12 protein-coding genes and 1 pseudogene are annotated in these 15,228 nt (G+C 58.3%); 8 read left to right on the plus strand and 5 right to left on the minus strand.

Annotated features, from left to right (window positions below; translation table 11 throughout):
• Positions 1-37: 37 nt before the first annotated feature.
• Positions 38-318 (plus strand): annotated as a pseudogene (locus EN807_RS21960) (pyocin activator PrtN family protein).
• 170 nt (positions 319-488) lie between these two features.
• On the opposite strand, the gene EN807_RS21965 reads toward EN807_RS21960, so the two are convergent.
• The 3 genes from EN807_RS21965 to EN807_RS21975 form a co-directional block, all read right to left on the minus strand.
• Positions 489-3,566, minus strand: coding sequence for an adenylate/guanylate cyclase domain-containing protein (locus EN807_RS21965; RefSeq protein ID WP_189522539.1), 3,078 nt, complete (start codon positions 3,564-3,566; stop codon positions 489-491).
• 96 nt (positions 3,567-3,662) lie between these two features.
• Complete coding sequence (locus EN807_RS21970; RefSeq protein ID WP_246684268.1) at positions 3,663-5,234, minus strand: hypothetical protein; 1,572 nt, start codon at positions 5,232-5,234, stop codon at positions 3,663-3,665.
• A gap of 333 nt (positions 5,235-5,567) precedes the next feature.
• Positions 5,568-6,191, minus strand: a complete 624-nt coding sequence (locus EN807_RS21975; protein WP_189522540.1) for a nuclear transport factor 2 family protein — start codon at positions 6,189-6,191, stop codon at positions 5,568-5,570.
• Between the two features lie 269 nt (positions 6,192-6,460).
• Here EN807_RS21975 and EN807_RS21980 point away from each other — a divergent pair, with 269 nt between their 5' ends.
• A complete protein-coding gene (locus tag EN807_RS21980; RefSeq protein WP_135936651.1) occupies positions 6,461-7,525 on the plus strand; it encodes a M35 family metallo-endopeptidase in 1,065 nt (354 codons plus the stop codon).
• A gap of 867 nt (positions 7,526-8,392) precedes the next feature.
• A complete protein-coding gene (locus EN807_RS21985; RefSeq protein WP_246684269.1) occupies positions 8,393-8,872 on the plus strand; it encodes a potassium channel family protein in 480 nt (159 codons plus the stop codon).
• A gap of 7 nt (positions 8,873-8,879) precedes the next feature.
• Here the strand turns inward: EN807_RS21985 and hemN are convergent, their stop codons facing one another.
• Positions 8,880-10,226, minus strand: coding sequence for an oxygen-independent coproporphyrinogen III oxidase (hemN, locus tag EN807_RS21990; RefSeq protein ID WP_135936738.1), 1,347 nt, complete (start codon positions 10,224-10,226; stop codon positions 8,880-8,882).
• A 156-nt stretch (positions 10,227-10,382) separates the two neighbouring features.
• Between hemN and EN807_RS21995 the strand changes: the two genes are divergently transcribed.
• A complete protein-coding gene (locus tag EN807_RS21995) occupies positions 10,383-11,111 on the plus strand; it encodes a Crp/Fnr family transcriptional regulator (RefSeq protein ID WP_135936652.1) in 729 nt (242 codons plus the stop codon).
• Here the strand turns inward: EN807_RS21995 and EN807_RS22000 are convergent.
• Positions 11,108-11,530, minus strand: a complete 423-nt coding sequence (locus EN807_RS22000) for a hemerythrin domain-containing protein (protein ID WP_082982301.1) — start codon at positions 11,528-11,530, stop codon at positions 11,108-11,110. The genes EN807_RS21995 and EN807_RS22000 overlap by 4 nt on opposite strands.
• A 253-nt stretch (positions 11,531-11,783) precedes the next feature.
• Between EN807_RS22000 and ccoN the strand changes: the two genes are divergently transcribed.
• From ccoN to ccoP, 4 genes are read left to right on the plus strand one after another with little or no spacing between them, the layout of a single operon-like run.
• Positions 11,784-13,394: a cytochrome-c oxidase, cbb3-type subunit I gene (gene ccoN / locus EN807_RS22005; protein WP_135936653.1), complete on the plus strand. Its 1,611-nt coding sequence runs from the start codon at positions 11,784-11,786 to the stop codon at positions 13,392-13,394.
• A gap of 11 nt (positions 13,395-13,405) precedes the next feature.
• Positions 13,406-14,137: a cytochrome-c oxidase, cbb3-type subunit II gene (ccoO, locus tag EN807_RS22010; protein ID WP_135936654.1), complete on the plus strand. Its 732-nt coding sequence runs from the start codon at positions 13,406-13,408 to the stop codon at positions 14,135-14,137.
• Between the two features lie 11 nt (positions 14,138-14,148).
• Positions 14,149-14,298 (plus strand): CcoQ/FixQ family Cbb3-type cytochrome c oxidase assembly chaperone, encoded by a 150-nt coding sequence (locus EN807_RS22015; RefSeq protein WP_065009122.1) that lies wholly within the window; start codon positions 14,149-14,151, stop codon positions 14,296-14,298.
• A 2-nt stretch (positions 14,299-14,300) separates the two neighbouring features.
• The gene (gene ccoP, locus EN807_RS22020; RefSeq protein ID WP_065009123.1) at positions 14,301-15,164 is read left to right on the plus strand and encodes a cytochrome-c oxidase, cbb3-type subunit III; all 864 of its coding nucleotides are present in this window, start codon (positions 14,301-14,303) and stop codon (positions 15,162-15,164) included.
• The last annotated feature ends 64 nt before the right edge of the window (positions 15,165-15,228 follow it).

The raw sequence follows: 15,228 nt of genomic DNA on the forward strand, positions 1-15,228 counted from the left end.
GACTCATTTCATTCTATTTTTCAAAGCGTACCCACCAATGTCACTCAACACCGCTTTTCTGCTCATGGCACAATAAATGGTAAGGCCATCATTCCGCTGGATGAGGTCCGGCGCGATTTCTTTTCGCACCTGACGCTGCCGAAAGTTCTCCGCAAGCTCAGTTCAGGCGACATCGCCTTGCCGCTGATGCGAATAGAAACAAGTCAGAAATGTGCCAAGGGTATCCATTTGCAGGATTTGGCAGACTACCTCGATAAGCGCAGACAAGTGGCCCAGAGGGAGTTTTCCAAGCTGAGCGGTTGGAAAATGCAGATATAATGCTGAGGAAGGTCCGCTTCGCGCCTGATATCGGCCATTCAGGATCAATGCGATCTCTATCAGAAAGCGGACGTTGATCTGCATAAGATTGTAAGTCGCGGTTGCGCCGGGGCTTCTTAGCCGAAGCCGCGCCCGTCGAGATTGCCGGCAGAGACGTGATGCCCCGTTGACTACGCCACGTCTGCTGCGATGAACCAATCGTTAACTTCCCGCATTTCGGCACGGGCCTCTTCGAACCTACCCTGTGACCGCAATAGCTTCGCCAGACTATTGGTCGCCTGCAACTCCCAACTCCTGGCGTTCTGCTGCCGCGCAAAGGCAATCGCCTCGCGGAAAGAAGCCTCCGCCGCTCTGTCTCCTGCTCCATTTGCAAGTTCGATCTCACCGCGAATGCGAAGCAAGGCAGCTGTAAAGTAATGCTCGCCGATCTTTTCGGCCTCGCGCAGACCTTTCTTAACGGTCTCCGCCGCTATATCGAATTGCCCGGAGTTCATGAGAGCCTTGGCGAGCAAACCTAAATAGCACGACTTGTCGACCTCCTGATCTTCAAGGTCACTTTCGGTCAATGCCATCATGTGGCTTCCCCCCGGACTGTCATCGAGGCCAGATGCAGCCAGGCCGCCAAAAAAGCGCGCCACCCTTGCCCAGAGATTGAAGCCGTTTTCCTGCGCCAGCGGCAGGAGTTCATCCGCCAGTCGAGCGATCAAACTGCTCTCTTCGCGGAAGGCGAACAACACGCACCCGTTTCCCAAGCAGGCGGCCAAGCGATATGCGGACTGCTGCCGAACGGTCGCCTCCGCCTCGCGATAGAGTTTCAGTGCTTGATGGCGATATCCCAGAATATGCAAGGTCCAGGAAAGGTAGATCATCGCCATGCTCGGGAAGTCGCTACCGACCTTATCTGCACTGCCCTCATGGCTAAGAGCGCGCTCAAGATATTGCCGGGCCGCCACCAGCTCGCCCTGACAGAACAGAGTCATCCCCTTGAACTGCAAACCTATGACGAGTGCGTTCAGGTAGCCGCCCTGCTCGCCGACCCGAATTAACTCATCGCTAGCCGCAAGGGCCTTGCCAAACTGGCCCGAGTTGAAATGGGTGCCGAAAAGCCCGTCGAGCGCCCTGATCGTCGATTCCGGTTCGCCAAGCTTCCCGCTCAGTGCAATGGCCCGCTGATAGGCGGCACTGCCTTCGCCCGTCACGTAGCCTTGCGCCGCGTAGAGCACGTCGCCCAGCTCCAGTTCGAAGCGAAGCAGCCTGCGGCTGCGATCGTCGGATTCGGGCAAGAGCTTCGCGGCTTCAAGGCCCTTCCTAAAGGTACGCACCGCGTCAGCTTTTGCCCAGGTCTTGGCCGCCTTCAGCCCTGCCAGCAGCCAGTAGTCAGCGGCGCGATCGAACAGACCTGCGTCGGCGAAATGCTCAGCGAGCACTTCGGGATAAGCTGCGTTGTGGTCGCGCAGTTCGAGACATTCGGCAATCAATTGGTGAACATGCTGCGCACGTTCGTGCAGAATCGTGCCTCTGGCGGCCTGCTGCAGGAGCACATGGGTGAACGAAAAGCCCGCGCCGGCCGTCCCACGCTCGGCTACGATCAGCCCCGTGCGCATCAGGTCGCCAACTGCGGGGCGCAACTCCGCGTCGGGCCAATCGCAAATCTCGCGCAGGACGTCGAAATCGAATTTGCGGCCGATCGCCGCTGCGATCTGCGCAACTTCCTTGGCGGGCCCCAGCCTGTCGAGGCGGGCAAGCAGCGAGAACTGCAGGGAGTTTGGAATGTTGTTCGTAAGAGACGAACGCTTCGGCTGAGACACGTCCAGCCGCAATCCGGTTTCGACCACGCTCCGAGCAAGCTCTTCGATATAGAGCGGGACGCCTTCACTGCGATCGAGCACCACTGAAACATCGGCAGCGAGCGCATTCGGACTGATGTCATGGACAATCGCCTCGGCATCCTCGCGGCCGAGCGCTTCAAGCCTGATGTGATGCACATCCGGCCTGTCGAACCATGGAACGGTTGCGTTGTTCCTGCTCGATACGAGCAGCAGCGCAGGAGTCGAAGCCAGGCTGGCGACGATTTTGTCGAGAAGCTCGCGCGAGGTCGCGTCCGCCCATTGCTCATCTTCGAAGAGGATCAGGATCGGGGTAGTACGCGCCAGATAACTGACCAGATCCATGAGCGCTTGCTCGGCGATGTTTCGCTGTCGTTCGGCGCTTATTCCGTCGAGTCTGTCCGGCCTGGTCGTAGGTATGCCGAGCAGGCTTGAGAAGATCGCCAGCGCGACGTCGCTGGACACCGAACCGATCGACAATCCGTTGCTGAGCTTTCGCAGCTTCTCTTCCGTCGAGTCATCGTCCTCGATCGTTGCGATCCTCTGCAACTCTGCGAGGAACGGATAAAGCGTGCTGTTCTCAAAGGTCGGAGAACATTGCATGGTCAGTTGCGGAAAGCTGCGCAGGCGCTGCTGGACCTCGTTGAGCAACCGGGATTTGCCGATCCCCGACTCCCCCGAGACCCACACCGCATTGCCGCGCCTGTCGCGTACGACGGTCTCCCAGCGCTCCATCAGCAGTCGCAGCTCGGCATTGCGGCCGCACAGCTTGGTCATATGCGCACGCTTTGCAAAGCGGGTTGGCACCATGCGCTGCCGTTGCACCTGCCAGACCTGGACTGGCTCGGCGAATCCCTTCAGCTCATGTTTGCCGAACTTGGTGAAATCAATCGCGCCGCTCGCGGCCTCGAAGGTCGCCGCGTCGACAAGGATCGTATTCGGCTTGGCCAGTACCTGCAGCCGCGCCGCCAGATGCGCGACGTGGCCGAAGGCGACGGTGGACACGCCGCTCGGCGCACCGACGAACTCCCCCACCACGACCTGGCCGCTCGCGATACCCACCCTCACTTGCAACGAATATCCCTGATTTGCCGAGATGGTGGCCACTGCATCGACGATCTCGAGTGCCGCCAGCACCGCGAACTCGCTGTCGTCCTCGCCAGCTGTTGGATAGCCGAAATAGGCCTGCATGGCGTCGCCGATGTAACTAGCCGTCACACCCTTGCGGCGCCGGACGACGCCGCTGCAGGTCTGCAGAAAGCTCTCAATCAGGCGTTGGAAATCCTCAGGATCCAGGCGGTCGGCATATTCGGTTGATCCCACCATGTCACAAAACAGTATGGTGAGATAACGCCGCTCCGCGACAGACTTCGCCGGGCTGCTCGGCAAAATCGGGCTAGCCAATGGATCCGGCGTGGTCACGCTCCGGGACCTCCTTGGTGCGGCGACCATGTAGCACCCGGTCATGTTATCGCAAATCCCGGCGCTCACCAGCCGCTTTCGATTGCGTCAAGCGGATCATCGAAGCTCGCCGCATTGAACATCGGCGTAGATCAAATGGTCTGCCTCGCTAAATGCCGCTTGGCTCTGGTCGAAGCAGAACCGTTTGGGCATCAAGCGGATCAAGGTGCGTCGGTTGCACTCGCCAGGTAGATCGATTTGGAAGGAGCGCGGCGACATCGACGGCGTCGGATCGCTCCATTTCGTGTGACCGCCAAACGAAACGTTCTCGATCAGTAAGCTGGAGCCGGCTGAGCTGACTGGACCGGAGATGGCCTCGATGCTGGTGCCCTTTGCCTGCTCGATGCTCGGATATTCGCCGCTTTGCGGCGGATCCCCGGTTGCCGGAATGGCGCCCGCGCTGACTGCCACATTGATCCTGATGTCGTCGCGCTCCGGAACACCGCCGTAGCTGTTGCGAAAGGTCCAGCTTACGCGAAGGAGGCGCGTCTTCATCTCCTCTCCGGGCGGTGGAGGCAGAACGTGAATCTCGGCATCGGCGAGCGAAGAGCCTTCATCCTCCGCCTCCGGCGCCGGGCAGCGCGTGTAGAGCGGGCGGTAGCCGCACCCAGAGCCGCCGGCTCCCCATAAACAGTCGCTCAGCTTCCGCCAGTCTTCTGAGCTCAGTCGCGGCGTGCCGGAGGACAGCTCATTGCCGGAACCCGGCAACATCCAGGGATGGATGCCGCCGCTGCCGACCGCCCAGTCCGTCCGGTGTGCGGCTATCTCGGCGTAGACGATCTGTTCCTCGTGCAGCTCGAGCAATTGGACCCAGGTTGGCAACGTGACCGTCGGCTCATGCCCCGCTGCGTCCGCGGCAAAACGGCGGCCCGTGACTTGTGTGGTAAGCGTGTGGCAGCTTGTGCAGTTGCCCGTCGGATCTTCGACCGTCCTGGCTTGACTAAGTTCATTGCGGTAGGTGCCGGTGTAGCCGGAGCCGACCACGCGGAACGGTGCGCCCGGCAACCGCGGCCGACGCGGTAGAAAATCGCCCAGGCTGAAGGTGGTCGATCTGGAATCGCCGGCTGAACGGAAACCGACCCTGCTCTGCGCAATGTGTGGATCGATCACATAGGGGCTTTTGTTGTCATGGCATGCATGGCACGAGATCTGGAACGTCGGATCATAGATTTTCTTCGCCGCGGCCCTTCCGACTTCATCGGAATAGTTGCGCCCGCCCGGCGGAACGAAGGGCTTTGACCAATCGAACTCGCTCCAGTCCTTGCGGCCGTCGAAGAAGACAATTTCTCCGGATTTCCGGTTGAACCCAATGCTGCCGAAGACAGAAAACCTCGGATCCGACCGCGTCCAGTAGGGATCGGTGCTGACCTCCTGGCTGATATTGGATTTTCTGCAGAGGAACAGCCATTCAACGTTGCCGCGCACGACCCTTACGACACGTGAGTTCAGCCCACAGTAGGTCGTGCTGCCAGTCAGCGAAGGCTTGTCGCACTTGGGCAATGTCGCCGTCCACTTTACCACCTCTCCGCTTACGTTCCTGTGCTCGAACTCCAGCGGAGAGCCTGGTTTTGTCGGATTGGGCTTGAGGTCGACGACATTGCCGTCAACTTCCAGTGGGATGACCTTCATTTGTGGGCTGTCGCAATCGCCATCGGGAATAGGACCGAACACCGCCCGCGCTTCATCGCCAGACCTAGTTATGACGTCGGTGCTCTTTGAGGCTGGCGCCCAAAAGATGTCAGGGTTCCATCGCGTAACAGCTTTGGCGAACGACTTCGAATCCACATCGTCCTGATCGGAGCCTTGCCTCTCGCCGGCTCGCGGCGTCGATACGAAAGGTGCATGACGAAGCCCGATAGTCCCGGACAACAGGAGAAACGCAAGGACAGCAGCGATCAGCGCAACGGCACGCATTTCAGCCCACTGGAGCGTGCCAGTGAACCCATAGCCGATCTTTGGGCATCATCGCTTCTTGGCTGCGACAGAGCCAGCAGCATAGTCGGCGTGGACTGTAAGCGATTGAAATCGCCAGATGTCGTCATCGCCCTTTACAAAAGAGGCCCGGGCATCCGCCGAATAGTCAAGAACCGGTGCCGGAGAGTGGGAGTCCTGCAGAGTGACCAGGACTATCGATTTGGTATTCACTGTCTTATCGTCAACCACGTCGAACAAGGTGTTGGTCACGAGATGCCGGGTCTGGAGTTTATCATCTTCCAGTTTCTTGACTATTATTTTCATTTGCACGAGAAGATCGTCTGGCGACTCCGGACCAAGGTCGAGTGTCAACTTGAGGATACTGCTGCTTGTACTGCAAATCTCATAGTAAGACGATTTCGGTTTCGCAAAGAGGGCAGTGAACGCGGCTGCATTTCTTTCGTCGATCGTCCAGGCATAGCGGGACAAAAGATCTTGAATTGCTTGACGATCTTCGGCCGGAGGATTCTCGAGATTCCAACCGGGAGTAGCATCTGTTCCGCAGGAATCAGCTGAAGCAGTGCCACTGAAAGCAAAACAGAACCAACAAACCAGGGCAAAATTTCTCAAACTCGCGCAATTAGTGATTATGCCTTTCCGACGCTCGCTCATGATGGCCCCCTCTATGGAGCTTGATGGGAAAGTACCCATTCATCTTATACCACCCCGAAAAAGGTGTCAGTCGAAATCGGTGACATTCGCGGCCGCGGACATGATTTCGTGTTCCTGAATTTCTGAATTGCGGTAAGTTTGAATCCCCGGCCTGCAGCAATTCATACCCAATTGCCAGGTGGGCTGCGGGCGATTTTGGTATGTTATGGCAAACTAAAAACTCGCCTAGACGCAGCAATACCGTATAATCGTGGTTATATGGGCGTAAAATGCCAAGTATTGTTCGGAATGTGGCACTTATACTTTCGTATTTTTTTAGCGTTATCCCGCTGGCGTTCGCGCAGCAGAATCAGGAAATCGAGATAGTTCTGCAATCCCGCCTACCTTCTTATGGAAACGATACCCCCCTTATTATTGACTTTACTCTCACCAACCGATCGCGCAGCTCGATCAGGGTGCTCAGCTGGACCACGCCAATCAACGGCGTCTCCGCGGACTTATTCTCAGTGACGAGGGGATCGCAGCCAATTCAGTATATAGGCCGTTTGGCAAAGCGAGGAGAGCCCACCGAAGCTGACTTCATCACTATCGAGCCCGGACAATCGATTTCGGTGCCCGTCGATCTGTCATTGTACTACGCTATCTATGAAGCAGGGAACTATGCCGTTACCTATGATACCGAGGGAGCGGATCTGCTGATCGGCCGTCCAGGTGCCCTGAGACGGGCGGCAGTTGTGAGCAACGCTGCCACGTTCAGGCTTCTGTCAGGTCGGATTCCTCCACAGCGGGTACCGCTGTCGGTGCCTGAATTCGACCAGTGTGACAGTTCTCAACAGGATGATCTTGGCGCTGCGCTGGCAGAAGCAAGCAATATAGCTTCGACTGCCCTGCAGGTTTTACAGAACACGCCTCCAGCCCAGCAACCCAATTCCCAAAGATATCTGACCTGGTTCGGGGCACATACCGTGGGGCTGTACACAAGGGTCGCCGGAAATTTCTCGAAGATTTCGGATGCTCTTAGAAACAAGGCGATATCATTTGGATGCCACGGCAGCGATTGCCTACCAATCGACTATGCATATGTATACGCGAACCAGCCTTACAAGATTTTTGTCTGTGGCAAGTTCTGGTACGCCGCCCTGCAAGGAACGGATTCGAGATCCGGAACGCTCATACACGAAGTGAGTCACTTTGGCGTCGTCGCCGCGACAAGGGATTTTGCCTATGGTCAAAATGACGCCAAGGCACTCGCGGCTGAAAACCCACCTAGAGCCACATATAACGCTGACAGTCATGAATACTTTGCCGAGAACTACCCGGATCTTCCGATGTGAGGAACACCACACGCAACTGAGCTAACATGGATGCGGGTGGGTATTGCCATCGGAAATGAGCAAAGATCACCTAGGGGTTCCAGCCTCGTTAACGCAAATGAGCATTCCGGCGAAAGGTAATTGGGAGAAGGGGCCGCCACGAGCGCTCGGAACAATCGCTACCAAGCCCCTGAGCGGATATCCCACTTTCTTGTCAACCCTTTCTTGCCAAACGGACCGCTTGGGGTGTCGGTCATTCCGGTAGACGGCCGTGACTTTGGCCAAGCAAACGGCGGAAACGATAGCACGTGGACAAGGAAGGCCCTGTGGGCGTAAGCGGAAACGGGAGATACTTAGGCGCCACTGCGCCAGCATTCCGGCTCGAAAACTCACACCCTGAAGTTCGCAGGTTCAAATCCTGCACTAGTCATGCAACTCTGAAACGCGATCCATTTTGTGCCCAAACGCTGATGACGAGTACGACGGCAGTACAACTTCGCGGACGTGATGCCCCTTAAGTTGCTGAATATACGTTGCTTTTCGCGACGTCCGTCCAATCCATCATAGGCGCCGTGGCAAGTTTATGACCTAACATATTAATTTCATTATCTTTTCTATGTCTCAGTCCGTCCAATGCCCCGTTGGAGCGACTAGGAAATTTGGCAACATATGTCTATCCAAACATAACCCATGTTACGATCTTGCCACCGCAGCTGAAAGCCACTTTTATAAATACGTCTCTCAGTGCACACGTGGTGCACACACAGTCGGAGGTGACCCTGTCTTCAGAAACGGCAACCATGCGTTCGTGCAAACGCAGCCCCTGGCTTTTCTGTGCGCACATAACACGCTCAATCAACGGTCGCGGTTTGGGAGCATGCCCCCGATTTGACCTCGCACAAGCCCCCAGACCCATGCGTCATCTACATTCCGCGCATGATTCTCAATCTGCTCATCGGCACCGTCGTCATAAGCCTGACGGTCTTGACCCGTACGTTTGGTCTGATCGCCGTGACGCATGCAATGGGATATCTGGTCGTCCCGTTTCTCATGCATGGGCGCCGCAGCCGGATCGTCGCGATGATCAGCGTGGTGATGGGGCTCTTTGCCGTTATGACCACCGAAATCTGGCTCTGGGCCGGGCTTTACCGGTTGCTCGACATCTTCGCCGATTTCGAAATCGCCTTGTATTTTTCGACTATCACTTTTTCAACCGTTGGCTACGGCGACATCGTACCCGCTCATGGATGGCGCGTGCTGGCGGCGCTCGAGGGCGTGAACGGCTTCCTGCTCATAGGCTGGTCGACTGCTCACCTGATCGCGGCGGGAACCCGCATCGGCCCGTTCAAGGCCGGGGAGCATTTCTGACCAGTGTTCAAATTGCCGCCGAATGCCTGCTCTTGCCGCTTTCGAAATATGTGTCGAATCTCGCCGCGATGCTGCGGACAAACGGGCGACTTTCTGCAGGGACGACGAAATTGTCGCCATCGAGCTCGAGCAGCCGGGCCGGGTCGTTAAGGGCCACGGAACTTGCCTTGAGGAGGAGCCGCTGGCCCCGCTGGCCAAAGCGCTCCACCAAATCGATCGCGGAGAAGGCGAAGTCGCACATCAGCCTCTCGATTATCCAGCCGCGAACGCGGTCGTCCTCGGAAAACGCGATGCCCCGGATTGCGGCCAGTGCGCCGTCTGCAACCATGCGACCGTACTCGGCGGTCGCCGGCATGTTCTGTGCGTAACCTTGACGAAATTGGCTGATGGACGACGGGCCGAGGCCTATCAACGTTTCGCAGCGATCCTCGGTGTAGCCCTGAAAGTTCCGGTGCAAAGTGCCGGTGCGGGCGGCCACTGCCAGCGCATCCTCCGGTTTGGCGAAATGGTCGAGCCCGATTGGTTCATATCCCTCGTCTACAATAGATCGCGCGGCCAATTGCGATTGAGCAAACCGCTCTGCGGGTCCGGGCAACCACGCCTTGTCGATCATCGTCTGATGCTTCTTGAACCAGGGCACATGTGCGTAGCCGAACAGCGCCATCCGGTCCGGCGCCAGAGTCAGCGCCTGCGCCACGGTGGAGGAGACGCTGTCCTGGGTCTGATGCGGCAAGCCGTAGAGCAGGTCGAGATTGACGGATTCGACGCCGCGCGAACGAACGCCCTCGACTACCGCTTTGGTCTGCAGGAAGCTCTGCTCGCGGTTGATCGCCTTCTGCACCTTCGGATCGAAATCCTGGACGCCGAGGCTCGCCCGGGTCATGCCGATTTCGGCCAGTGCGTCGAGGCGGGCATCGTCCATATCGTTGGGTTCGATTTCGACGCTGATCTTGGTGCCGGGAAGGAACTCGAAACTGTTGCGCAGGGCGGTTCCCAGTGCCACCATATCCTCGGGTTTGAGCATCGTTGGCGAGCCACCGCCGAAATGGACGGCACCCACACGGCCCTTGCCTCCGACAAGACTGGCGACGGTAGCAATTTCAGCGTGCAGTGAGCGCAGATACGTCGTCACCGGTTCGTAATGGCGCGTCTGCTTGGTGTGGCACGCACAGAACCAGCAAAGCTTGTCGCAGTAAGGGATGTGCAGATAGAGCGAGATCTCGTCGCCATCATCGAGCCCCTGCAGCCAACCACGATAGACGGCAGCATCAACGCCTGCATGAAAATGCGGCGCGGTCGGGTAACTGGTATAGCGGGGGACATTCTCGAGTCTGGCAGCCAATTCCGGTCGCATGTCGCCTTCCATCATCCTTGCGAGGTTGAATTCTGGCCGCAGGTCCCCATCGCCGCCTTGATTTCGGTCAAGGCTCTCCGCGGACAAACTGCCGCAAGGGATTTGCAGCCGCCGGTGCTATCTTGCGGGCACCTTGGATCCGTCGGGACGATCATCATGACAGTGCGGGAGGACGTTCACAGTGCCGGCATTCCAGTACTTTGCCAGTCTTGCGAGGCACGGCATCGCGGCGTCTGCGGTGCGCTCGATCCCGACCAATTGGTCGCACTCGCCAAGACCTCGTCAAAACACAGGGTTGAGCCCGGGATCGAACTGATCGGCGACGCCGAGACCGTCGACAGTTATTCGAATGTGCTTTCGGGTGTGGTCAAGCTGACAAAGAGCCTTTCGGACGGACGCCAGCAGATCGTCGGCCTCCAGTTTGCGCCCGACTTTCTGGGACGGCCGTTCAAGGTGGAAAGCGCGATCAACGCGGAAGCCGCAACCGCCGTTTCCCTGTGTTCGTTTCCGAAGGCCGCCATCGAACGGTTGATGAAGGAATCGCCGGAACTCGAGCATCGCCTGCTCAAGCAAACGCTGAACGAGCTCGACGAAGCACGCGACTGGATGCTGACGCTGGGGCGCAAGACCGCTGCGGAAAAGGTGGCAAGCTTTTTACTGATGATCGCCAGGAATATCGATCCCACGGTTGACCCCACCGCAAAATCGGCGACCTTCGACCTGCCGCTCACACGCGCCGATATCGCCGACTTCCTTGGCCTGACGATCGAGACGGTGAGCCGCCAGCTGACCAGGCTAAGAATGGACGGCGTGATCCGAATCGAGAACAACCGGCATCTGACTATCGACAGCCTGAGCCGACTGGAGCGACGCTCCGGCGCCTAGATTGCTCCCTGGTCGATGATCCCGATCGCCGGCAAGACATGCTCGCGTTCAAATGCGATGTGACGGCGCATGCTTTCGAAGAAGCCACGCAGCATGAAGCCGACCGCTTCGGCATTCTCGACTGTGTCGCCATGGCCGATCGCCAGCAGGATTTCAGTCACCTCCCCGGCAAAGCATTCGTCTTCGACGTGTTCGGCGCGCAATCGCCGGGTTGAGGCAAGGTTGGCATTGCTGCCGCCTGTAGCGGCCTCATAGGCGGGAAAGATGATCGTTTCTTCATATTGATGAATATTGCGCAACAACGGAACGATTGCGTTGGCTATGCCAAGGCACTTCAGGCGATCGACGTTCGGCAAAGCGTCCGCGATTTTCTCCAGAGCATCACAGAGCTGCAGTTTTTCCCCATGTGCGCGCTTCATCACCGCGCTCGGGATTGCCTCTCTGCCGGATTGGTCAGCTAGCGTCGAATTCTCACGGCGCACTTCGAACAGCGACGATCCCCGCTCTTTCTGTTCCATCAATGGCCGCCTCCCACTCGTTTGCGAGATCGACGCTGCCCAATCCAAAACCGTGCAGCTTTGATTTGGATCAAGGCGGCGACGATGTAGCCGCGGAATTGGTGTTGCTGCGGATTGGCGTCCGCGCATCGGGATCCGCGGTCGGGGACATGTCATGAAGTTCGGCACAGAAATCGTCGCTTTGGGCCTTTTCGCTTTTCTGGCGTTGGTGGCAGCCGGCTTCGGCGTGGACGAGCCGTTTCGTCAGCACATGTGGGTGCTGTTCTTCGTGCTGCTTGGCTTTGTCGTCGTCCTTCTGCGCAACACCAGCTTTGCGCCGGCAGCACCGATCGATCCTTCTGCCTACATGGATGGGCCAATTCGCTACGGCGCCATCGCCACCATGTTCTGGGGTGTTGTCGGCATGCTTGTCGGCGTAGTCATCGCACTGCAGCTCGCCTACCCCGATCTCAACATCGAGCCCTGGTTCAACTTCGGCCGCCTGCGGCCATTGCATACGTCCGGCGTCGTTTTTGCTTTCGGCGGCAATGCGCTCATCTGCACGTCCATGTATGTCGTGCAGCGCACCAGCCGTGCCCGTCTGTTCGGCGGCAATCTCGCCTGGTTCGTGTTCTGGGGTTATCAGCTTTTCATCGTCATGGCCGCGACCGGCTACCTGCTCGGCATCACCGAGAGCCGCGAATATGCCGAGCCCGAATGGTATGTGGATATATGGCTGACCATCGTCTGGGTCGCCTACCTCGTCCTGTTCCTCGGCACCATCCTGAAACGCAAGGAACCGCATATCTTCGTCGCCAACTGGTTCTATCTGTCCTTCATCGTGACCATCGCGATGCTGCATCTGATCAACAACCTATCGATGCCGGCGTCTCTCCTGGGCTCCAAGAGCTACTCCGCCTTCTCCGGCGTCCAGGACGCCTTGACGCAATGGTGGTACGGCCACAATGCCGTCGGCTTCTTCCTCACGGCGGGCTTCCTTGGCATGATGTATTATTTCGTGCCCAAGCAGGCGAACCGGCCAGTCTATTCCTACCGGCTGTCGATCATCCACTTCTGGGCGATCATCTTTCTCTACATCTGGGCCGGGCCGCATCACCTGCACTACACCGCCCTGCCCGACTGGGCGCAAACGCTCGGCATGGTGTTTTCGATCATGCTTTGGATGCCCTCTTGGGGAGGCATGATCAACGGCCTGATGACGCTGTCCGGCGCCTGGGACAAGCTGCGCACCGATCCGATCATCCGCATGATGGTGATGGCCATTGCCTTCTACGGCATGTCGACCTTCGAAGGTCCAATGATGTCGATCAAGGCGGTCAATTCGCTGTCGCACTACACCGACTGGACCATCGGGCATGTCCATTCCGGCGCGCTCGGCTGGGTAGGCATGATCTCGTTCGGCGCGATCTATTACATGGTGCCGAAGCTGTGGAACCGTGAACAGCTCTATTCTCTGCGGCTCGTTACCTGGCACTTCTGGCTGGCGACCCTCGGGATCGTCGTCTACGCCGCGGTGATGTGGGTTTCCGGCATCATGCAGGGCCTGATGTGGCGCGAGTACGACGAGCAAGGCTTCCTGGTCTACTCGTTCGCCGAGACCGTGGCCGCCATGCATCCCTACTACTTCATGCGCGCCGTGGGTGGCGCGATGTATCTCGCCGGTGCTGTCATCATGACCTGGAACATCACCATGACCATCCTCGGCTACCAACGCGAGGAGGAGCCGATGCCAGCCTCCATCCCCGCCCTTCAGCCCGCACAATAAGGAGCCAGAAAATGGGCTTGATGGACAAACACGCGATCATCGAGAAGAACGCCACGCTTCTTCTCGTTGGTTCCCTCCTGGTGGTGACGATCGGTGGCATCGTAGAAATCGCACCGCTCTTCTATCTCGACAATACGATCGAGAAGGTCGAGGGCATGCGGCCCTATTCGCCGCTCGAACTCGCCGGACGCAACATCTATGTGCGTGAGGGCTGCTACCTCTGTCACAGCCAGATGATCAGGCCGTTCCGTGACGAGGTCGAGCGCTATGGTCACTACAGCCTGGCAGCCGAGTCGATGTACGATCACCCGTTCCAGTGGGGATCGAAGCGCACCGGGCCGGACCTCGCCAGAGTCGGAGATCGCTACTCGAACGAGTGGCACGTTCAGCATCTTATCGAGCCGCGTTCGGTGGTGCCGGAATCGATCATGCCGAGCTATGCCTTCCTGAAGGTTACCGCGATCGAGGTGAAGGACTTCTCGACGCACCTTATCGCAAACAGGCGCGTCGGTGTCCCTTACTCCGATGACATGATCGCTCACGCCAGAGATGACATTATGGCGCAGGCCGATCCCAATGCCGACACATCCGACCTGGAAGGCCGCTATCCGAAGGCCAAGCTCGGTGACTTCGACGGCAATCCGCAACAGGTGACCGAGATGGATGCCCTGGTCGCTTATCTGCAGATGCTCGGCACGCTGGTCGATTTCAAGACCTACGACGAAGCCGCTGGCTACCGCTGAGGAGAAGGACCATGGATTACCACTGGATGAGAGAGTTCGCCGACAGTTGGGCCCTGCTCGCCATGGCACTTTTCTTCGTCGGAACGGTCGCCTTCGCATTCCGTCCCGGGAGTGGCAAGCAGGCCGATGAAGCCGCCCGCATTCCTCTGAAGGACGACTGATCATGAGCGATGAACATATCGACGAAGTGTCGGGTATCTCCACCACCGGCCACGAGTGGGATGGTATCAGGGAGCTCAACAACCCACTTCCGCGCTGGTGGGTAATAACGTTCTACATCACCATCGTCTGGGCGATCGGCTACACCATAGCCTATCCGGCATGGCCGATGCTGACCTCGGCGACCAAGGGCGTGCTTGGCTATTCGAGCCGCGACGACGTCAACAACGAGCTTGCTGCGGCCGAAATCGCCAAGGCGAAATATGCCGCAGCGATACAATCGAAAACCGTCTCGGAGATTGCCGGCGACGACGCGTTGCGCGAATTCGCTGTTGCCGCAGGCAGCGCTGCGTACAAGGTCAATTGCGTGCAGTGCCACGCTTCCGGTGCCCAGGGGTCCAAGAGCTTTCCCAACCTCAATGACGATGACTGGTTGTGGGGGGGCACGGCCGAGCAGATCCAGCAAACGATCACGCACGGCATACGCTTCGCATCCGTCCCGGATACACGCCTGTCGGAAATGCCGGCTTTTGGCGAGATCATCACCGGCGACCAGGTCGCACAGGTCAGCACCTACGTCGCCAGCCTGTCCGGCCCGGTTCAAGATGCAAAACTGGTCGAGCCGGGCGCCAAGGTTTTCGCCGAAAACTGCGTGGCCTGCCATGGCGACACTGCAAAAGGCAACAAAGAGCTCGGCGCGCCCGATCTGACCGATGCGATCTGGCTTTACGGGTCGAACGAAACGGCAATCGCTGCGCAGATCCGCGCCCCCAAGCATGGCGTTATGCCAGCCTGGCTTGAGCGTCTCGGCGAGACCAAGGTCAAGGAGCTCGCGGTCTACATCCATTCGCTTGGTGGTGGGGAATAGAGGGGGTCCTATACCCGGCCCTTCGCCAGCCAAGCGACGAGGCCCGGCTTGCGCCGGGTCTCGA

The organism is Mesorhizobium sp. M5C.F.Ca.ET.164.01.1.1 (genome assembly GCF_004792125.1).
Lineage (GTDB): Bacteria > Pseudomonadota > Alphaproteobacteria > Rhizobiales > Rhizobiaceae > Mesorhizobium > Mesorhizobium wenxiniae.